This window comes from Aeromonas sp. Lyrl_2, from assembly GCF_051948815.1.
Classification (GTDB): domain Bacteria; phylum Pseudomonadota; class Gammaproteobacteria; order Enterobacterales; family Aeromonadaceae; genus Aeromonas; species Aeromonas veronii.
Window position 1 is genome coordinate 93,691 of sequence record NZ_JAYJLJ010000006.1, and the last position, 20,638, is coordinate 114,328.

Annotated in this window: 20 protein-coding genes; 18 read left to right on the forward strand and 2 right to left on the reverse strand. The window is 58.3% G+C overall.

The window, feature by feature from the left end; genetic code table 11:
* Positions 1-64: 64 nt before the first annotated feature.
* The 6 genes from VF684_RS07135 to ttcA all read left to right on the forward strand — a co-directional run bounded on the left by VF684_RS07135 (position 65) and on the right by ttcA (position 6,352).
* On the forward strand, positions 65-2,449 hold the full coding sequence (locus VF684_RS07135) for a heavy metal translocating P-type ATPase (protein ID WP_323935283.1): 2,385 nt from the start codon (positions 65-67) through the stop codon (positions 2,447-2,449).
* A 138-nt stretch (positions 2,450-2,587) separates the two neighbouring features.
* Positions 2,588-2,776, forward strand: coding sequence for a cbb3-type cytochrome oxidase assembly protein CcoS (ccoS, locus tag VF684_RS07140; protein ID WP_081990675.1), 189 nt, complete (start codon positions 2,588-2,590; stop codon positions 2,774-2,776).
* Positions 2,760-3,446: a sulfite exporter TauE/SafE family protein gene (locus VF684_RS07145; protein ID WP_236292766.1), complete on the forward strand. Its 687-nt coding sequence runs from the start codon at positions 2,760-2,762 to the stop codon at positions 3,444-3,446. Before ccoS ends, VF684_RS07145 begins: the two co-directional genes overlap by 17 nt.
* A gap of 68 nt (positions 3,447-3,514) precedes the next feature.
* Entirely contained in the window at positions 3,515-4,270 is a 756-nt protein-coding gene (locus tag VF684_RS07150; protein WP_005351934.1) for an FNR family transcription factor, read from the forward strand.
* A 151-nt stretch (positions 4,271-4,421) separates the two neighbouring features.
* Positions 4,422-5,369: a universal stress protein UspE gene (gene uspE, locus VF684_RS07155; RefSeq protein ID WP_376898328.1), complete on the forward strand. Its 948-nt coding sequence runs from the start codon at positions 4,422-4,424 to the stop codon at positions 5,367-5,369.
* 74 nt (positions 5,370-5,443) lie between these two features.
* The gene (gene ttcA / locus VF684_RS07160; protein ID WP_005336634.1) at positions 5,444-6,352 is read left to right on the forward strand and encodes a tRNA 2-thiocytidine(32) synthetase TtcA; all 909 of its coding nucleotides are present in this window, start codon (positions 5,444-5,446) and stop codon (positions 6,350-6,352) included.
* A 103-nt stretch (positions 6,353-6,455) separates the two neighbouring features.
* Here ttcA and VF684_RS07165 read toward each other — a convergent pair whose 3' ends face one another.
* Positions 6,456-7,142 carry a DUF2987 domain-containing protein gene (locus VF684_RS07165; protein ID WP_376898330.1) on the reverse strand — a complete coding sequence of 229 codons (687 nt, stop codon included), beginning with the start codon at positions 7,140-7,142 and terminating at the stop codon, positions 6,456-6,458.
* A gap of 16 nt (positions 7,143-7,158) precedes the next feature.
* Entirely contained in the window at positions 7,159-7,896 is a 738-nt protein-coding gene (locus VF684_RS07170) for a hypothetical protein (RefSeq protein ID WP_005351939.1), read from the reverse strand.
* A 201-nt stretch (positions 7,897-8,097) separates the two neighbouring features.
* On the opposite strand from VF684_RS07170, the gene potA reads away from it, so the two are divergent.
* The 12 genes from potA (at position 8,098) to VF684_RS07230 (ending at position 20,565) form a co-directional block, all read left to right on the forward strand.
* Positions 8,098-9,201 (forward strand): spermidine/putrescine ABC transporter ATP-binding protein PotA, encoded by a 1,104-nt coding sequence (gene potA / locus VF684_RS07175; RefSeq protein WP_376898332.1) that lies wholly within the window; start codon positions 8,098-8,100, stop codon positions 9,199-9,201.
* Complete coding sequence (gene potB / locus VF684_RS07180) at positions 9,188-10,075, forward strand: spermidine/putrescine ABC transporter permease PotB (RefSeq protein ID WP_139441332.1); 888 nt, start codon at positions 9,188-9,190, stop codon at positions 10,073-10,075. Before potA ends, potB begins: the two co-directional genes overlap by 14 nt.
* Positions 10,072-10,842: a spermidine/putrescine ABC transporter permease PotC gene (potC, locus tag VF684_RS07185; protein WP_005336644.1), complete on the forward strand. Its 771-nt coding sequence runs from the start codon at positions 10,072-10,074 to the stop codon at positions 10,840-10,842. The genes potB and potC overlap by 4 nt, the downstream gene beginning before the upstream one ends.
* Before the next feature lie 81 nt (positions 10,843-10,923).
* Complete coding sequence (locus VF684_RS07190) at positions 10,924-11,991, forward strand: extracellular solute-binding protein (protein ID WP_376898335.1); 1,068 nt, start codon at positions 10,924-10,926, stop codon at positions 11,989-11,991.
* 497 nt (positions 11,992-12,488) lie between these two features.
* A complete protein-coding gene (locus tag VF684_RS07195) occupies positions 12,489-13,547 on the forward strand; it encodes a hypothetical protein (protein ID WP_320544961.1) in 1,059 nt (352 codons plus the stop codon).
* A 265-nt stretch (positions 13,548-13,812) separates the two neighbouring features.
* The gene (locus VF684_RS07200) at positions 13,813-14,430 is read left to right on the forward strand and encodes a glutathione S-transferase family protein (protein WP_376898341.1); all 618 of its coding nucleotides are present in this window, start codon (positions 13,813-13,815) and stop codon (positions 14,428-14,430) included.
* Between the two features lie 233 nt (positions 14,431-14,663).
* Positions 14,664-15,083: a D-ribose pyranase gene (gene rbsD / locus VF684_RS07205; protein WP_376898343.1), complete on the forward strand. Its 420-nt coding sequence runs from the start codon at positions 14,664-14,666 to the stop codon at positions 15,081-15,083.
* Between the two features lie 36 nt (positions 15,084-15,119).
* A complete protein-coding gene (gene rbsA, locus VF684_RS07210) occupies positions 15,120-16,649 on the forward strand; it encodes a ribose ABC transporter ATP-binding protein RbsA (protein WP_376898345.1) in 1,530 nt (509 codons plus the stop codon).
* Positions 16,646-17,614 (forward strand): ribose ABC transporter permease, encoded by a 969-nt coding sequence (gene rbsC, locus VF684_RS07215; protein ID WP_005336670.1) that lies wholly within the window; start codon positions 16,646-16,648, stop codon positions 17,612-17,614. Before rbsA ends, rbsC begins: the two co-directional genes overlap by 4 nt.
* Before the next feature lie 30 nt (positions 17,615-17,644).
* Positions 17,645-18,520, forward strand: coding sequence for a ribose ABC transporter substrate-binding protein RbsB (gene rbsB, locus VF684_RS07220; protein WP_440174084.1), 876 nt, complete (start codon positions 17,645-17,647; stop codon positions 18,518-18,520).
* Between the two features lie 108 nt (positions 18,521-18,628).
* Positions 18,629-19,561 carry a ribokinase gene (gene rbsK, locus VF684_RS07225; protein WP_376898347.1) on the forward strand — a complete coding sequence of 311 codons (933 nt, stop codon included), beginning with the start codon at positions 18,629-18,631 and terminating at the stop codon, positions 19,559-19,561.
* A complete protein-coding gene (locus VF684_RS07230; protein WP_376898349.1) occupies positions 19,561-20,565 on the forward strand; it encodes a substrate-binding domain-containing protein in 1,005 nt (334 codons plus the stop codon). Before rbsK ends, VF684_RS07230 begins: the two co-directional genes overlap by 1 nt.
* Positions 20,566-20,638 lie beyond the last annotated feature (73 nt).

Sequence of the window (20,638 nt, forward strand, 5' to 3'; positions counted from 1 at the left end):
GTGGCGAGCCGGTTCTCGCCAGCGCCCCTGCTGCTTGCATTCTGCATTCAGGGAGGCATAACGCATGACCCCCTGCTTTCACTGTGGCGAGCCGGTACCCGCCAATAGTGGCTATTCCCTCGAGATAAAGGGGATTGTTCGCCCCATGTGCTGCCCCGGTTGTCAGGCGGTGGCAGAAACCATCATGGAGTGCGGCCTCGCCAGTTACTACGATCACCGCACCGCTCCCGGCACCAAGGGCGATCTGGTGCCCGAGGAGCTGGCCGCACTCACCCACTACGATCTGGCAGAAGTGCAACAGGAGTTTGTCACCGATAGCGGTACCCTTCGCGAAATCCAGCTGACAGTTGAAGGGCTCACCTGCGCCGCCTGTGCCTGGCTGATCGAACGCCACCTGATGACCCTTGGCGGCCTGCGCTACATCAACGTCAACACCACCACCCACCGTGCCCGCATCAAGTGGGATCCGGGCCAGCTCTCCCTGAGTGACATCCTCAAGGGATTTGCCCAGATCGGCTATCGCGCCTATCCGTTCCAGACCCATCAACAGGAGGCGCTCTACGCCAAAGAGGTGCGCAGCTATATGTTCCGGCTGGCACTGGCAGGGCTGGGCTCGATGCAGGTGATGATGTGCGCTGTGGCCCTCTACATGGACCTCTTCATCAGTGTTGAAGATGAGTTCATGGTCTACTTCAAGTGGATAAGTCTGCTGCTCTCCACCCCCATCATGATCTACTCGGCCCAACCCTTTTACGTGGGTGCCTGGCGCAGCCTGAAACAGGGTCACCTGTCGATGGATGTGTCAGTGTCGCTGGCGCTGATCGGGGCTTTTATCGCCTCAATGTGGGCCACCGTGTTCAATACCGGTGAGGTCTATTACGACTCCATCACCATGTTCGTCTTCTTCCTGCTGCTGGGGCGCTTTCTCGAGTTGCGGGCCCGGCGCAAGGCGTCGGAATCGAGCTCCAACCTGGCCAGACTGGTGCCCATCATGGCGACCCGCATCGATGATGAAGGGGAGCATGAGGTAGCGGCCAAGACCTTGCAGGTCGGCGATCGGGTGCGGGTACTGGCCGGCGCCACCTTGCCGGCGGACGGCATCATTGTCGAAGGGCAAGCCAGCCTCAACGAATCCATGCTGACCGGTGAACAGCTGCCCCTGCTCAAACAGCGCGGAGATCAGGTCTATGCCGGCACCATCAACACGGATGCGCCGCTGCAGATCCGGGTCAGCCACCGTATCGAAGAGTCGCGGATCGCCCAGATCATGCGGCTGCAGGATCACGCTCTTGATGACAAACCAGCCATCGCCCAGATGGCGGATCAGCTGTCACGCCACTTTATTCTGGTGCTGCTGATCATTGCCGCCGCGGTCTGGACCTTCTGGCACTTCCATCAACCGGATCAGGCGTTCTGGGTCACCCTCGCCGTGCTGGTGGCCACCTGCCCCTGTGCCCTGTCGCTGGCCACCCCGACGGCGTTGACCTCGGCCACCGCCAATCTGACCCGCAACGGCATTCTGCTGCGCCGTGGTCATGTGCTGGACGTGCTGACCAAGGCCAACCGGATCGTGATGGACAAGACTGGCACCCTGACCACAGGGGAGATCAGTCTGACCGGCACCACCACCTTGGCAGAGATGGACGAGACGCACTGCCTCGCCATCGCCCGGGCCATGGAGGCGCAATCCGAGCACCCGATTGCCCGCGCCTTCCGGCTGCCCGCCGACAGTATCAATGTGCTGCCATCCGCCCGCGAGATCACCCCGGTCATCGGTCACGGCATCACGGCGCTGGTGGATGGCGTACGCTACCGCATCGGCAGTGCCCGCTGGCTTGGGCTGGGTCCGGCGCAAGAGCACGGCCGCGGTCTGGCTATCTATCTGGCCGACGAGCAGCAGGTCTTGGCCCGCTTCAATCTGGAAGATACCCTGCGCCCCGATGCCAGGGCGCTGATCGCAGCATTCAAGGCAGCCGGTCTGCAAACTACCGTGCTCACAGGCGACAGCTCTTTGCAGGCAGACGAAATTGCCCGCGAGCTGGGGGTGGATGAGCTGGTCAAGGGGGTCTCACCCGATGGCAAGCTGGCGTACCTCAAGGCCCGAGAAGCCCAGGGGGATATCAGCATCATGGTGGGCGATGGCATCAACGACGCCCCGGTACTAGCCGGAGCTCACGCCTCGTTTGCCATGGCTGGTGGCACCGATCTGGCGAAAAACAGCGCCGATGCCATCCTGCTGGCTGATGACCTGAGTCGACTGCTCGAGGCCAGAGTACTGGCCATGCGTACCCGCAAGATCATCATCGAGAACTTCGCCTGGTCCATCGGTTACAACCTGCTGGTGCTGCCGCTGGCCGCCTGCGGCTGGCTGCCCCCCTATCTGGCGGCGGCGGGCATGTCGCTAAGTTCACTCATCGTAGTAACCAACTCCATGCGCCTCAACCGATGAGACCGGTGGCGGAAAATAGCTGAAAATGTGGCCTGCCTCCGATGCAGGCCACATTTCTAATTGATAGCGGCTGGCCCCCTGCCCGAACAGGGTTACCATAGGGGACGCTTGCCAAGGATGAACGCCAAGGTACCTCTCATGAATATAATTTTTGTCCTGATCCCCATCGCCATCCTGTTTGTGATCATCGCCGGGGTCGTCTTCTTCTGGGCCATTCGCTCCGAACAGTTTGAAGATCTCGACCGGCAGGGTTCCAACATCCTGTTTGACGAAGAGCAACCTGCCCACAAACCCGCAAAGCCTGCTGACCATGACCCACAACCTTGATCTGGCCGGCGCCCTGCTGGTTGGACTGGCAGGCTCCGCCCACTGTATCGGCATGTGCGGGGGTGTCTCTGCCGCGCTCTCCATGGCGATCCCCACCAACAAGCAGCACTTCTGGGGGCGGCTTGCCTATCTGCTCAACTACAACCTCGGCCGGATCCTGAGCTATGTCATTGCAGGTGCACTGGTAGGCGGCCTGCTCGCCACCACCAGCGAGCTGGGGGCTGGCAAGCACGCCATCGCCGGATTACGCCTCGTGGCAGCGCTATTGATGATTGCGCTTGGTCTCTATCTGGCGGGCTGGTGGCAAGGGATCTTGCTGCTGGAGCGGCTCGGCGCCAGACTTTGGCCCCGTATCAAACCGCTGGCGGGCAAATTTATCCCCTTCACCTCACCTGTGCAGGCACTGCCCTTTGGCATGGTGTGGGGTTGGCTGCCCTGCGGGCTGGTCTACTCCATGCTGACCTGGAGCGCGGCGGCGGGTTCGGCCAGTGGCGGGGCGCTGACCATGCTCTTTTTTGGTCTCGGCACCCTGCCCACCCTGTTTGCGTTGGGGGGACTCGCTGATCGCCTGAGATACTGGCTCACCCTGCGCAGTTTGCGCCTTGGCGGGGCCCTGCTGCTCATTTTGTTCGGGGTGCATACCTTCTGGATTGGCATTGCTTCCTTTTGAAACCCTATCCAAAACGGATGAGTTGATGGTAAACTTGTTTGATATAAATCAATTATTCGTATGAGCCTATGATCCCGGAAAAGAAACCTGGCAGACGTATCCAGAGCGGTGGCTGTGCAATTCATTGCCAGGATTGCAGCATCAGTCAGCTCTGTATTCCCTTCACTCTGAACGACAACGAGCTTGATCAGCTGGACAGCATCATCGAGCGCAAGAAGCCGATCCAGAAGGGTGAAGAGCTGTTCAAGGCTGGCGATGAGTTCAAATCGCTCTATGCCATCCGTTCCGGGACCATCAAGTCTTACACCATCACCGAGCAAGGGGATGAGCAGATCACTGCGTTCCACCTCGCTGGCGATCTGGTCGGTTTTGATGCCATCAACAAGCAGGCCCACCCCTCCTTCGCTCAGGCGCTGGAGACGGCCATGGTGTGCGAGATCCCGTTTGAAGTGCTGGATGATCTCTCCGGCAAGATGCCCAAACTGCGCCAGCAGATCATGCGTCTGATGAGCAGCGAAATCATGGGCGATCAGGAGATGATCCTGCTGCTCTCCAAGAAGAATGCCGAAGAGCGCCTCGCCGCCTTCCTGCACAATCTGTCGGTACGCTTCTCCGAGCGCGGTTTCTCCGCCAAGGAGTTCCGTCTCTCCATGACCCGTGGTGACATTGGCAACTATCTGGGACTGACCGTCGAGACCATCAGTCGTCTGCTCGGCCGCTTCCAGAAGTCCGGTCTCATCAGCGTCAAAGGCAAATACATTACCGTGCTGGATCAAGTCGCCCTTGGCATGATGGCCGGTGCCACTCGCCCGCCCTGCGGCTAATTTTTCCGCTTACCCTCTCACTTTTTTCCTGCTTTCCCTGCCGGATCCTTTCCTCTGGAATGTGATCCGGTACGTTCCCCATACCCTCCTCCTGCGCTAAGCTGTAATGGCTAACATTCTGCTGTCATTGGACTTTTCCAAGGAGGAGAAGATGGTCAAATATCAGAATATTCTGGTGGTTATCAATCCAGAAGAGGAGCGCCAAATCGCCCTCGAACGGGCAGTCAAAGTCGCCGAGCTGGACGAAAACGCCCATCTGACCCTGCTGCTCACCATCTATGACTTCTCGTATGAAATGACCGCCATGCTCTCGGTGGACGAGCGGCAAGAGATGCGTGATGGCGTCATTTCACAGCGACGTGAGTGGCTGGACGAAATCCTGACCCCCTATCGGGCACAGGGGATCGAATGCGAAGTGAAAGTAGTCTGGCACAATCGCCCCTTCGAGTGTGTCATTCAGGAAGTGCTGGAGCATCGCCACGATCTGGTGGTCAAAGCCACTCACCATCACAGCTTCCTGCAAACCTTCATCTTTACCCCCACCGACTGGCACCTGCTGCGCAAATGCCCCTGTCCAGTGCTGCTGGTCAAGGAGGGCCACTGGCAACGGGGCGGCAACATCATCGCCGCCATCAACTGCTCAAGCGACGATCCGGATCAGAAACTGCTCAACGAACGGATCATCCAGGAGGGAAGCGACATCGCCGAGCTGCTGGGCTCCAACCTCTATCTGGTCAACACCTACCCGGGCACCCCGGTCAACGTGGCCATCGAGCTGCCGGAGTTTGACCCCAACGCCTACAACGAAGCGATCCGCAAACACCACGAAAGCCTGCTGCTGAGCCATGCCGACAAGTTCGGGATCGGTCATCTCTGGACCCGGGTAGCAGAGGGGCTACCGGAAGAGGTGTTGCCAGATATGGCTGAAGAGCTCAAGGCGACCTTGATGATCATGGGTTGCGTCGGGCGTACCGGGCTTTCTGCAGCTTTGCTCGGCAATACTGCCGAACATGTGATTGACCGCCTCTCCTGCGACATTCTGATCCTCAAACCGGCGGACTACAGCTGCCCGGTCGACAGTCGTCGCAATCAATCATAAGGTGCCTGGCACCTTGCCCTCCCCCGGGACATGGCTATAATAACGCGCTTATTTGTGTCCCGGGTTTTACGAGCATGCTAGAAGAGCTGAACGCCAAAGAAAAATACAGTTTTAACAAACTGCAGAAGCGCCTGCGGCGCAACGTGGGTCAGGCCATTGCCGACTTCAACATGATTGAAGAGGGCGACAAGGTCATGGTCTGCCTCTCCGGCGGCAAGGACAGCTTCGGTATGCTCGACATACTGATGAGCCTCAAAGCCAGCGCCCCCATCCATTTTGATCTGGTTGCCGTCAACCTGGATCAGAAGCAGCCCGGCTTCCCCGAGCATGTGCTGCCCGAGTATCTGGATTCCCTCGGCATCGAGTACAAGATCGTCGAGGAAGATACCTACTCCATCGTCAAGGAGAAGGTACCGGAAGGCAAAACCACCTGCTCCCTCTGCTCACGGCTGCGCCGCGGTATTCTCTACCGCACCGCCCAAGAGCTGGGTTGCACCAAGATTGCCCTTGGCCACCACCGCGACGACATCCTCGAGACCCTGTTCCTCAACATGTTCTACGGTGGCAAGCTCAAGTCCATGCCGCCCAAGCTGGTGAGCGACGATGGCAAGAACGTGGTGATCCGCCCGCTGGCCTACTGCAAAGAGAAGGATCTGATCCGCTACGCAGACGTCAAAGCCTTCCCCATCATTCCGTGCAACCTGTGCGGCTCGCAGGAGAACCTGCAGCGTCAAGCCATCAAACAGATGATGCAGGATTGGGATCGCCGCTTCCCCGGTCGTATCGAGACCATGTTCACCGCCATTCAGGACGTGATCCCGAGCCACCTGCTCGACCACAAGCTGTTTGACTTCAAGAGCATCAACCGCGACTCCGGCATCATAGATGGCGGTGACAAGGCGTTTGATCCGCCCGAGATGCCAAAGGCGCCGCTGCTGGACATCGACGAGATGGACATGCTGGATGTGATTGAAGTGCGCTAAGCCGCCGTCACAGGGCAAACGCCACGCAATAAAAAAGGAGCGATGATCGCTCCTTTTTTGCTTTCTTTATCTGCCTGTTACCAACGTGACAACACCATCGGCATCAGCCCTTGTGCAACCAGGGGGTCAGTCGCAGCACGTCAGCCTGCAGGCGCAGTTGCCCGGCGGCGAACGCGGCCAGTTGCTCATTGCTCAGCAGCAGGTGGCCTTCCTGCCAGGGCAGTGCTTCCTGACGGGCACCATCAATCAGATAAGCTGTTCCGCTCTGCTGCACCAAGGTAATGCGCACCCCTTCCATCTTCGGCAGGAAGTGCTTGCCGACCATGCCCGCCATCTTGTCGAGCAGCGACTGCATCTGCTGCTGACGGGCCGCCAGCTCGGCCAGCGGCAGCTCGGGCCCTTTCGGCGCATCTGCCATCACCTGTACCGTCATATCGCAAGTGGCGTGCTCTTCTTTCAGGCCGACGGTCACGATCCCCTTCTCGAGATTGAGATCCTCATCAAAAGGCAGGCGCAGTTCGCTATCGACCGTTACCTCGCCCGCCACTTCCTTGCTGTCGGTTGCAACCCGGGCAAAGGTGAGGCCGCAGCGCTGACCATTTTGTGGATCGGTCAGATAAAACCCCAGTCTGGCGTGACCAAACTCCCCTTTGGCAAAGGTCTTCATCTGGCTGTAAAAGGTGCTGTATTGCAGATCCAGCACCGGCTCAGCCAGCGCCAGCCCTGGCAGCAAGAGCGTGGCCAGCAGACTCTGGCGCACAGCCTTGGTCACTCCATATCGACGGGTCATTCAACGTCCTTTTGCATCATGCATTGAAATGGTTGGGGCCTTCTGTCACCTCGTTAACCTCTACCCCCACCCCGCAGAGATCCCGATAGAGGATCCCCTTGCAGTTGAAATAGAGCGGTGCCACCCAGATAAGCCCCAACCCCATGGGGATCAGAGCCAGGAAGAAGAGCGCGGTCATCACGCCGTGGAACAGCACAATGCTGGGCCAGCCGCGCGCAAAGAGTTTGAGAGAGACCAGAATGGCCTGGGGCGGCGTCAGGCCACGCTCCAGCACCAGAGGTACGGTAAAGAGCAGCCCCATGCCGATCAGCGCCGAGGGGATGAAAGAGAGCACGGCGGGCAAGCCGAGCAGATCGAATAGCGGGCCAAACAGGCTGGTGAGCAGACTACCAAGCAGGCTCAACATGCCGAGGCGTACAAAGTGGCGGAAGAAGTCGAACACCTGGTTGGCGCGGGCGCGCACCCCGACCGACTGCTGCAACCCCAGCATATCGAGGGAGCTGGTCATGGGGGCCATCACCACCGTCATCAGCAGGCTCAGCACCATGGCCACATTCATCTGGCTGTCATCCCCCAGATAGGGCAACAGCAGCACATTGCTAAGCAGGATCCAGATCGCCGTCACCCCGACAATCGCCAGCAGCAGGCCAAATCCGGTACGGCGGGTCTGTTGCCATCCCTCTTGGATGACCCCTTTCAGATCAAGGCGGTAGCCCTGGTTCAGAGACTGCTCAAGGGAGCCGCCAATACGCATTTTATTACTCAATTGACTATCCAATATCGAAAACGACCAAATCAGGTGGCACATTATAGCGATTTGGTCTGCTATTCGTAGCCGTTTTTCCTGCGCACTTGCGGCTAATTCGGGCCAAAAAGCCTTTAATTTCATGTGTCGGCTGCATAGAATGCGGCCCTCTTTCAACACGATGGCCACTGGCTGGGGTGAGACTGGCGGATGATGAACAATCCACAGGTAATTGTCGCGCTGAACAAGATCAGCAAAAAATACGATGGCAAGGTGATCCTGAGTGACCTTGACCTTGAAATCTATGACGGTGAATTTCTTACCCTGCTGGGCCCTTCCGGCTGTGGCAAGACCACCCTGCTGCGCCTGCTGGCCGGGCTCGAATCGGTCGATGGTGGCACCATCCATCTGGCCGGTGACGAGATCACCCATATCCCCGCCGAACACAGGCACATCAACACCGTGTTCCAGAGCTATGCGCTCTTCCCCCATATGACGGTGTTTGAAAACGTCGCCTTTGGCCTCGAGATGCAGAAAGTGCCTGCCAGCGAGATCCGCCAGCGGGTCGAGGAGACCCTCGCCATGGTGCAGCTCACCGAGCTGGCCAACCGCCGCCCGGATCAGCTCTCTGGCGGTCAGCAGCAACGGGTCGCCATCGCCCGCGCCGTGGTCAACAAGCCCCGCCTGCTGCTACTCGACGAATCCCTCTCGGCACTCGACTACAAGCTGCGCAAGCAGATGCAGAGCGAGCTCAAGGCGCTACAGCGTCGCCTTGGCATCACCTTTGTCTTCGTTACCCATGATCAGGAAGAGGCGCTCACCATGTCTGATCGCATCCTGGTGATGGAGGGCGGCAAGATCATCCAGCGTGGCACCCCACGCGATATCTACGAGTCGCCAGCCAACCTGTTCGTGGCCCGCTTTATTGGCGAGATCAACGTGATGGATGGCAAGCTGATCAGCCAGCGCGAGCCCGGTATCTGGCAGGCCGAGGTAGAGGGGCGCGAATGCCTGCTCCATACCACCTTGCCATTCCAGCCAGACGACAAGGTGCTGGTGCTGCTGCGCCCAGAAGATCTGCGCATTCTCGATCAGGATGACGATCAAAGTGGCGCGCTGCGGGGCAATATCCACGAGCGCAACTACAAGGGGGCGACGCTGGATTCGGTGATCGAGCTCGAAAGTGGCAAACAGCTGCTTATCTCCGAGTTCTTCGACGAGGATGACCCCGACTTTGACTATCGCCTGGGTCAGGAGGTGGCGATCCACTGGGTCGACAGCTGGGAGGTGGTGCTGCCCTATGAGCCTCACTAATCTGCGGGTACCGCACAGCTTTGCCCACAACGGCTTTCGCAACACGGCCATCGCGCTGATCCTCGGCTGGCTGACGCTGTTTGTCTTTTTGCCCAACCTGATGATCATCGGCGTCAGCTTCCTGACCCGTGACGAGTCCGAGCTTATCGCGCCGCTCTTTACCCTGAGCAACTATGGCCGCCTGCTGGACCCCCTCTATTTCGAAGTGCTGCTCCACTCCCTCTGGCTGGCGTTGCTCGCTACAAGCATCTGCCTGCTGGTGGGTTACCCCTTTGCCTGGCTGCTGGCTCATCTGCCTGAGCGTATCCGCCCGCTGCTGCTGTTTCTGGTGGTGGTGCCGTTCTGGACCAACTCCCTGATCCGCACCTATGCGCTTAAAGTGCTGCTCGGCACCCGGGGACTGATCAATGGCTGGCTGCTGGGTCTGGGGCTTATCGAGCGACCGCTGCAGATGATGTATACCGAGGTGGCCGTCATCATCGGGCTAATCTATGTGCTGCTCCCCTTTATGGTGCTGCCGCTCTACTCCAGCATCGAGAAGCTGGATGGCCGTTTACTGGAGGCGGCGCGAGATCTCGGCGCCAACGGCTGGCAGCGGCTGGTGCGGATCATTCTGCCCCTCACCCTGCCCGGCATCATCGCCGGTTGTCTGCTGGTGTTCCTGCCCGCCATGGGGATGTTCTATGTCTCCGACTTGCTGGGGGGCGCCAAGCACCTGCTGATCGGCAACCTGATCAAGACCCAGTTCCTCAACAGCCGTGACTGGCCCTTTGGCGCCGCCATCAGCGTGATGCTGACGGTGCTGATGGCGCTCTTGGTCTACTGCTACTGGCGGGCGGGCAAGCTGCTCAGCAAGAAGGGGGAGCTGGCATGATGCGCGCACTGAAAGCTCTGTTCCTGCTGCTGGTGTTTGGCTATCTCTATGTGCCCATCGGGGTGCTGATCGCCAACTCCTTCAACCTGTCGAAATATGGTATCGACTGGCGCGGCTTTACCCTGGGCTGGTATGAGAAGCTGTTTGCCAGCGCCAGCCTGATGCAGGCGGCCCAGCACTCCCTGACCATCGCCGCCCTCACCGCCACCGCAGCCACCCTGATCGGCACCCTCACCGCCGTGGCGCTGTTTCGCTACCGCTTTCGCGGCAAGCAGTACGTGAGCGGCATGCTGTTCGTGGTGATGATGTCCCCCGATATCGTGATGGCCATTTCGCTCCTGACCCTGTTTGTGGTGACCGGCATTGCGCTCGGCTTCTGGTCGCTACTGATCGCCCACATCACCTTCTGCCTGCCGTTTGTGGTGATCACCGTCTACTCGCGGCTGTGCGGTTTTGATGTGCGGATGCTGGAAGCAGCGCGGGATCTGGGGGCTGGCGAGTGGATCATCCTGCGCCGCATCATACTGCCGCTGGCCCTGCCGGCGGTGATGGCGGGCTGGCTGCTCTCCTTTACCCTGTCGCTGGACGACGTGGTGGTGAGCTCCTTTGTTACCGGCCCGGCCTACGAGATCCTGCCGCTCAAGATCTACTCCATGGTCAAGGTGGGGGTCTCCCCCGAAGTCAACGCCCTGGCCACCCTGATGCTGGTCGCCTCCCTCGGGATGGTGCTGCTGGCGCAACTGTTACTGCGTAAACGGCAGGGTTGACCCTGCCCGTTTCGTCCCCGCCATCTTTGGCGAACTCTGTCACGGTGGGCCGCAAGGCCCCATAACCCCAAGGAGTTGTTGATGACAATCCAACACAAGGCCGGCGCCCTGCTGGCAGCCGCCCTCACCCTCACCACCCCGCTGCTGAGCCAGAGCGTTCACGCGGCCGACGACAAGGTGGTCTACTTCTACAACTGGTCGGAATATGTGCCGGATGGCCTGCTGGAGCAGTTCCAGCAAGAGACCGGCATCAAGGTGATCTACTCCACCTACGAATCCAACGAGACCCTCTACGCCAAGCTGAAAACCCATGGCGACGGCTATGACGTGGTGGTGCCCAGCACCTACTTCATCTCGAAAATGGCCAAAGAGGGAATGCTGCAGCCGCTGGATCGCGCCCAGCTGCCCAACTTCAAGCACCTCGACCCCACCCTGCTCAACCACGAGTACGACCCGGACAACCGCTACTCCATCCCTTATATCTGGGGCGCGACCGGGATCGGCACCAACACCGACATCATCGAGCAACCGGTGACCAGCTGGAAACAGCTCTGGGCGCCAGAGTGGAAAGAGAGCCTGCTGCTGATGGACGATGCCCGCGAGGTGTTCCATATTGCGCTAGTACAGCTGGGCTACAGCCCCAACACCCAGGACAAGGCGCAAATTGCCGAAGCGTTCGAATACCTGAAAAAGCTGATGCCCAACGTCAAGGCGTTCAACTCCGACAACCCGGCCGACCCCTTTATCGCCGGTGAGGTCAATATCGGCATGCTGTGGAACGGCTCGGCCTACGGCGCCCAGCGCGAATATCCCTCCATACAGATGACCTACCCCGAAGAAGGCGCCGTGCTCTGGATGGACAACCTCGCCATCCCGGCCAATGCCAAGCATGTGAAAGAGGCCCACGCCCTGATCAACTTCCTGATGCGCCCCGATGTCGCTGCCAAGGTGGCCGAGGCGATTGGCTACCCCACCCCGGTCAAGGATGCCATTCCCCTGCTCACCCCGGCGTTTCGCAACAACCCCATGGTCTTCCCGAGCGACGAGATCAAACGCAAAGGCGAGTTCCAGTCCGATGTGGGTGATGCCTCCCGCCTCTACGAGCAGTACTTCCTGCAGCTGAAAGCCATGGTGGCCAAGGCGGGTTAAGTCGGCGGTTAATCCGCCCTGACGGGATTAATGGATTAAGGGGGCAATTTTTGCCCCCTTCTCTTTTTAACCACCAGTACCTTCTTTCAACGCAATAATCTTTAACACCGAGAGGTACGGTGAACCTCGATTAGCGGTAATCGTATATGGGCAGCCATTCTATTAAACCAGACTGGCCAGCCACCCTTGTAGATCCTCCCAAGCAGCCTGCTTCAGAGAAAAATTGAAGGGACAGCGATAGATATTGGTCATTCCGATCAGATTCATAGTTGCCCCATTGTCGAGATATAGGCACAATAAGTGAGTTTATGAGGAATGACTGTGCCGTATGATCGAAACCGCTACCGTCCTATTACGCTTCGCTAATCGAGCCTTCGTTCCTGAAGTATGCTTTTATATTTCAACTATAGGAGTGAGAAATTTTGATGCTAAAATTATATCGCACTGTTAGAATATTATATTTTAATTATATTTAAATATACGGGGAGCGACTTTAAATGAACAATTCATCATTTAATATTATAATAAGAGATGAACAAGATGGTAATGATATAGCACTACCAGTAAGCAACGAAAAGCTTGGAGGATTTATTTCAAGTTTATTGGGGCAGCCACAAACCATTGAGAGGGAGCTATATGGTTCATTCAATATTGACCATTCTTGGCTTCTTCATGTGCATAGTCTTATTGACCAAAGAATAAAGCAACAAAACCATGCCAGTCTCACTAGTTTTAAGGCTATCGTGTTCTATGAGAACAATCTCAAAAGAACGCTAGGCTCTATAGAATCATTTGAACACTTCAGTGAAACAAAAAGAATTGTATCTCAGTCAGTAAGAATAACTTGGACATATCTGATAAACTTCCCTAATAAAGAGTTACCTGAAAAACAGGAAATTTCGATATACATATCAGCTAAGGCTCCTATAGCATCGAAATCAGAAGACCCTATAAGAAGAACCATTAGCTCTCGAAATAGAGTAGGAGCTATATCATATCGTATAGATCACACGGAAAGAACTTGGGGTGATGATATTGAAACCTTGATAAAACAGGAGTTAGATTCAATCCTTGAAGAAGAGCCAGTAAACTCAATGCTCTCGATATTTTTTTTACTTTTGTCCATTACTTTCATAATTGGCGGTATGATATTTCCCGACCTCATGAATGAGACAATTCAAAATCAACAAATGGAAGTGTTATTTGAAAACTACCATAACACTGTTGAATTAGAGGCAAATACTCTTGACAAACTTGGAGAAAAACTAAATTTAGTACTACAAGCAGTTGATCCTAATAATGGAATAAATAAAGTAGGGTGGGGTTATAGACTTACTCTTCTATTGTTTGGGGGTGCTATGGGGGTATGGTGTATTATTTTGGCAGAAAGAGAAAAACCTAGTTTTGTTGTTCTAACTAAGTGCGCTGAAGAAAAAATGAAAGCTCATATTTCAAAAGAAAAAAGAAACTATTTGGCAATGTTATGCTCGTTTATATTGAGCGTCGCAGCTGGAGTTGCTGGAAATTATGTATACTATATCATGACCACCACCTAATTTAATTAAGCAACATTGAGCCTCCTCTACTGTACAATGAGCGACGCCATTAAATCCGGCATTATCTGGTTCGAGGTTTTTAGGGTATGGAGAACAACAAGGCGGCGAGATTAGATTAATTCTGCACTTTTTCATTACCCCTGAGGGGTGTAGATTGGTTGGGGGCAAGCGTTGCCCCCTCTCTTTTTTCATGACCGCTCGAGGTATCACGGAAAACACGTTTTTCGCTGATATCGCGGGTGGCCTGAGCCAATCAGGAGTATTCATGTCCGATCTGACCCTCTATTTCGCTCCCGGCACCTGTGCCATGGCCGTGCAGATTGCCCTGCTGGAAGCGAATGCCCCGTTCCAACCCCGTCTCGTCAACCTCGCCGCAGGGGAGCAGCGTGATCCTGCGTATCTTGCCATCAACCCCAAAGGGCGGGTGCCTGCCCTTGTCACCGAGCAGGGCACCCTGACCGAGACCCCGGCCCTGCTGCTTTATGTGGCACAGCGCTTCCCCGATGCCAAGCTGGCGCCGCTGGACAACCCGTTCCTGCTGGCACGCATGCAGGAGGTCAACAGCTTCCTCGCCTCCACCGTGCATGTTTCCCACGCCCACGGTCGCCGTGGCAGCCGCTGGGCCGATGACGAGCAGGCCATTGCCGCCATGCAGCGGAAAGTCGCCAGCAATATGCGCGATGGCTTTGCCCAGATTGAGCAGCACTATCTGGCAGGCCCCTGGGTGCTGGGCGAGCAGTTCAGCGTGGCGGATATCTATCTGTTCGTGGTCGCGGGCTGGCTGAAAAGCGATGGGGTCGAGATCAGTGAATTCCCCAAGGTTGCCGAGCATTATCAGCGCATGCTGAGCCGTCCGGCGGTCGCCAAGGCACTGGCCAACTAACCATAAAATCAATAGCTCGATGAATAACAAGGGTGTCAGGGCTCTGCTGACACCCTTCCTGCCGCCTCCCCTGCACTTCTTCTCCCGCCTTTGAGATCGTTTTCACATTTCCGTGGTTTTGCCGTGGCCCTTCCTTAGTAAAAAGCCTATCTTTGCGTCATGACGCAACCGGTTGCGTAACCGGTTGCCTAGCGGTTCACAGATTGACGGGCCAAGGCCTGATGAGGTGCTGTATGAAACGAGGCGTACTGCTCAATGCTCCCCTGAGTGCTCTGGTGGCACAGATGGGCCACACCGACGAGATCACCGTCTGCGATGCGGGGCTGCCCATTCCGGCAGGGCCGGAGCGGATCGATCTGGCGTTGATGGCGGGCACCCCCAGCCTCGAAACCGTGCTGACCGCCCTGCTCACCGATCTGGTGGTGGAGAAAGCGATCATGGCGACCGAGATCAAGCAGATCAGCCCCGCCGCCCATCAGGCGCTGGTCGATCAGCTTGAGGCCCACGCAGCCGCCCAGGGCAAACCCATCTCCATCGAGTACTGCCTGCACGAGGAGTTCAAAACCCGCTCCCGCCAGAGCAAGGCAATCGTGCGCAGCGGCGAGGTGACTCCCTACGCCAACCTGATCCTCTGCGCCGGCGTGGCGTTCTGACATTCTTCAAAGAAGGCCTCTTCAAGGAAGCTGCAAATGAGCACAACCTCCCCCCTCTCACCCATTCTGGAGCTGACCGGGATCGTCAAGACCTTCCCCGGTGTGCGCGCCCTCGATGAAGCGGGTCTGCGGGTCTATCCGGGCCAGGTGATGGCCCTGCTCGGTGAAAATGGCGCCGGCAAATCCACCCTGATGAAGGTGCTGACCGGTATCTATCAGGCCGATGCGGGCAGCGTCAGCTACCGCAGTCAGTCGGTCCACTTCAAGGGCCCCCGCGACTCTCAGGATCAGGGGATCAGCATCATCCATCAGGAGCTGAACCTGCTGCCGGAGTTGTCGATTGCCGCCAACATCTTCCTCGGTCGCGAACCGCGCACCCGTTTTGGCAGCATCGACCACAAACAGCTGCGCGAGCGGGCGAGCGGCCTGTTGGCGCGACTTGGCGTCAAACACGGGCCGGATACCCGACTCGGAGATCTCTCCATCGGCGAACAGCAGATGGTGGAGATCGCCAAGGCGCTGTCGTTCGATGCCAGCGTCATCATCATGGATGAACCGACCGATGCGTTGACCGACACCGAGACCGAGCAGCTGTTCAAGGTTATCCGCGAGCTGCGTGAGCAGGGTTGCGGCATCGTCTATATCTCCCACCGCCTCAAGGAGATCTTCGAGATCTGCGATCGGGTCACTGTGCTGCGCGATGGCAAGTGGATTGGCGAGAAGGCAGTGAGCGATCTGGATGAAGACAAGATCATCGAGATGATGGTGGGTCGCCGGCTGGAAGAGCAGTATCCGCGTCTTGAGCGCGAGCTTGGCCCCGTCAGCCTGCAGGTGAAAGATCTGGCCGGTCCCGGCGTGCGCGGTGTGAGTTTCTCCCTGCGTCAGGGGGAAATTCTGGGCTTTAGCGGCCTGATGGGCTCTGGTCGTACCGAGCTGATGAAGCTGATCTACGGTGCCAGCCCCATCAGCGCCGGTGAAGTGGCAGTGGACGGTCATGCTCTGGTGCCCAAAAGCCCGGCCGATGGGCTGGCCGCAGGCATCGCCTATATCTCTGAAGATCGCAAGGGGGATGGGCTGGTGCTGGAGCTGTCGGTGCGCGAAAACATGAGTCTGTGCGCCCTCGACGAGTTCATCAGCAACGGCAAGATCAACGGCAAGGCCGAGCGGCAGGCGGTGAGCGACTATGTGCGTCTGTTCAACATCAAGACCCCGAGTCAGGATCAGCTGATAAAGCTGCTCTCTGGCGGCAACCAGCAGAAGGTGGCCATCGCCAAGGGGCTGCTGACCCGGCCCAAGGTACTGATCCTCGACGAGCCGACCCGCGGCGTCGACGTGGGAGCGAAAAAGGAAATTTATCAGCTAATCAACCAGTTCAAGAAGGAGGGGATGAGCATCATTCTGGTCTCCTCCGAGATGCCGGAAGTGCTCGGCATGAGCGATCGCATCATGGTGATGCACGAAGGGTGCATCAGCGCAGAGTTCAACACCCGCGATGCCAATCAGGAGAAGCTGATGGCGGCGGCAGTCGGTAAACAGTGGCAAGCAGAGCAAGAGGCATCCCAATGACAACCCAAACCCTTTCCCGCCGTGGCGTCATGAGCAAGGCGTGGTGGATCGAGAACAAATCCCTGGTCGCGCTGCTGGTCCTGATCGGTGTGGTCTCCTTTCTGAGCCCCAACTTCTTCACCGCCGACAACCTGCTCAACATCCTGCGCCAGACCTCGGTCAACGCCATCATGGCGGTCGGTATGACGCTGGTTATCCTTACCGCCGGTATCGATCTGTCGGTCGGCTCGGTACTGGCCCTGTGCGGTGCGCTGGCGGCGACTATGGTCGCCATGGAGCTACCGATCTGGCTGGTGGTGCCCCTCACTCTGGGTGCCGGTGCCCTGCTGGGCGGCGTCAGCGGCCTCATCATTGCCAAGGGCAAGGTACAGGCATTTATCGCCACCCTGGTCACCATGACCGCCCTGCGCGGCATCACCATGGTCTATACCGAGGGTCGTCCCATCTCCACCGGTTTCAGTGACGGCGCCGATCACTTCGCCTGGCTCGGTACCGGTTACCTGTTCGGTCTGCCGGTACCCATCTGGCTGATGGCCATCGTCTTCCTGCTCGCCTGGTTCATGCTCAACCATACCCGCCTCGGTCGCTATATCTACGCGCTGGGCGGCAACGAGTCCGCCACCCGCCTCTCCGGTATCAATGTGGATCGGGTGAAGCTGGCGGTGTATGGTCTGTGCGGCGCGCTCTCGGCGCTGGCAGGGCTTATCGTTACCTCTCGTCTCTCCTCTGCCCAGCCGACGGCGGGCATGGGTTACGAGCTGGATGCCATCGCCGCGGTGGTGCTGGGTGGTACCAGCCTGATGGGCGGCAAGGGCCGCATCATGGGTACCCTGATCGGTGCGCTGATCATCGGCTTCCTGAACAACGCCCTCAACCTGCTCGACGTATCCTCCTATTACCAGATGATCGCCAAGGCCAGCGTGATCTTGCTTGCCGTGATGATCGATAACAAAAGCAATCGTTGATAAGACAAGCCACACACAAGGAATGAAATGATGAAAAAGCTCAATACCCTGCTCGCTGCCGCCATCATGTCCGTGCTGGGCACCGCCCAGGCCGCCGATCAAACCCTGGCCATGGTGGTCTCCACCCTTAATAACCCCTTCTTCGTCACCATGAAAGAGGGTGCCGAAGCCAAAGCCAAAGAGCTTGGCTACGAGCTGGTGGTACTGGATTCCCAGAATGACCCGGCCAAAGAGCTCTCCAACATGGAAGATCTCACCGTGCGCAAGGTCGGCGCCATCCTGATCAACCCCACCGACTCCGAAGCTGTCGGCAACGCTATCCGTCTGGCCAACCGCGCCAGCATTCCGGTACTGACCCTGGACCGCGGCGCTGCGCAGGGTGAGGTCAAGGCCCATATCGCCTCCGACAACGTGGCGGGCGGCAAGCTGGCCGGTGACTTTATCACCGAGAAACTGGGTACCGGTGCCAAGGTGATCCAGCTTGAAGGGATTGCCGGTACCTCCGCCGCCCGCGACCGTGGCGAAGGTTTTGCCCTGGCCGTGGCGGCCAACAAGCTGCAGGTACTGGCTTCCCAGCCTGCCGACTTTGACCGCACCAAGGGTCTGAACGTCATGGAAAACCTGCTGGCCGCCCATCCGACCGTACAGGCAGTGTTCGCCCAGAACGACGAGATGGCGCTGGGTGCCATCCGCGCCGTGCAGGCTGCCGGTAAAGAGGTGATGATCGTCGGCTTCGACGGCACTGACGATGGCAAAACCGCCGTTGCCAAGGGTAAACTGGCCGCCACCGTGGCCCAGCAGCCTGCGCTGATCGGTGCCATCGGCGTCGAGACTGCCGACAAGGTGCTGAAAGGTCAGCCGGTCGAGAAATCCATTCCGGTACCGCTGCAAGTGGTCAGCAAGTAAGTTCTCGAGGGGAGGTTCGCCTCCCCTTTTCCCTCTCGTTCAGGTGCCTCCCGGCTTGAACTCACTCAGTCATCGTGTTCAAGCCAAGATGCATCAGGAGTAGTCAACATGAATCGTCTCGTCGTTCTGGGCAGTGTCAATGCAGACCATGTGCTGCGCGTTCCCCACTTTCCTCGCCCGGGTGAAACCCTGACCGGCCACAGCTATCAGGTAGTGCCCGGTGGCAAGGGGGCCAATCAGGCAGTCGCTGCCGCCCGCCTCGGTGCCGCCGTCTCCTTTATCGCCCGCATCGGTGATGACGCCATCGGCCACCAGATGAAAGCCGGCTTTGCCAAAGATGGCATCGACGTCAGCGCCGTCGAGCTCGATCCCAAGCTCCCGACCGGTATCGCCATCATCTATGTGAGCGATGAGGGGGAGAACAGTATCGGTATCTCCGCCGAAGCCAACGGGGCCATCACTCCGGCTGTGGTGAAAAACCACGAAGCGATGATCGCCGACGCCCACACCCTGCTGTTGCAGCTGGAAGTGCCGCTCGAGAGCGTCCATGAGGCTGCACGGCTGGCCCGCGCCCATGGCACCCGGGTGGTGCTCAACCCCGCCCCCGCCCGCCCGCTCTCAAGCGAACTGCTGGCACTGGTGGATCTCATCACCCCCAACCAGACCGAAGCCGAGCTGTTGACCGGCGTGAAAGTCACCGATGAAGCGAGTGCCCGCGAGGCGGCCGCCCGCTTCCACCAGATGGGCATTGCGGACGTGATGATCACCCTGGGGTCACAGGGGGTCTATTGCAGCAACGCACAGCAGCAACAACTCATCCCGGGCTTTCGGGTCAAGGCGGTGGATACCACAGCAGCGGGCGATACCTTCAACGGCGCCCTGTTGGCGGCGGAACTGGCCGGTACCGATTTCCACAGCGCGGTGCGCTTTGCCCACGGGGCGGCGGCGCTCTCCGTCACCCGGTTCGGCGCCCAGAGCTCCATCCCGAGCAAGCAGCAGGTCGACACCTTCCTGCTTGAGCAGACTGCGCAGGGGCACTGATGGCCAATATCAAGGAGGTGGCGGCGCTGGCGGGGGTCTCCACCACAACAGTATCCCATGTCATCAACGAGACCCGTTTCGTGGCCGAGGAGACCCGCGAACGGGTCTTCGCCGCCATGCGCGATCTCAACTATGCCCCGAGTCTGGTTGCCCGCAGCCTCAAGGTGAAGGAGACCAACAGTATCGGCATGCTGGTCACCACCTCCAGCAACCCCTTCTTTGCCGAAGTGGTGCGCGGGGTGGAACGTTACTGCTTCGAGCAGGGCTACAACCTGATGCTGGGCAACACCGAGGGGCAAGCCGAGACGGCCCTCTCCTACCTCAAGATGATGCTGCGCAAGCGGGTCGATGGCCTGCTGATCATGTGTAGCGAGGGCCAACAAGAGGTGTTCAATCAGCTCGACTGGCTCAAGAGCCTGCCGGTGGTGGTGATGGACTGGGGGCTGGTTAGCGAGGATGTGGATCTGATCGCCGACAACTCCTTCCACGGCGGTTACCTCGCAACCCGCCATCTGATTGAGCTGGGCCATACCGCCATCGGCTGCATCACAGGCCCCCATAGCCGCGCCCCCGCCAACCAGCGCCAAGCTGGCTTTGAACAGGCGTTGCAGAAGGCGGGTCTCACGATCAATCAAGAGTGGATCCAGGAGGGTGATTTTGACTGCGCCAGCGGCCATCAGGCGATGACCCGTCTGCTGGCATTGCCCGAGCGCCCCACCGCCCTCTTTGTCTGCAACGATATGATGGCGATGGGTGCCATCAGTGCCGCCCATCAGGCGGGGCTGGTGATCCCGCGGGATATATCCATCGTCGGCTACGACAATGTGGCGCTGGCTGAATTTATGTCGCCGCCACTCACTACCATCAACCAGCCCAAAGAGGAACTGGGCCGCCTCGCCGTCACCCGGCTGCTGGCCCGCATCAACGGCGAAGCGGTGGAGAACCACCTGATCACCGTCGACCCGGACCTGGTGATCAGACAATCTTGCGCGCCCCGCCCCTGACTTTAAGAGGCAATAAAAGAACAAGGCGACCCCGAGGTCGCCTTGTTTCATTTTGTCTCTTGCCGGTGCAATA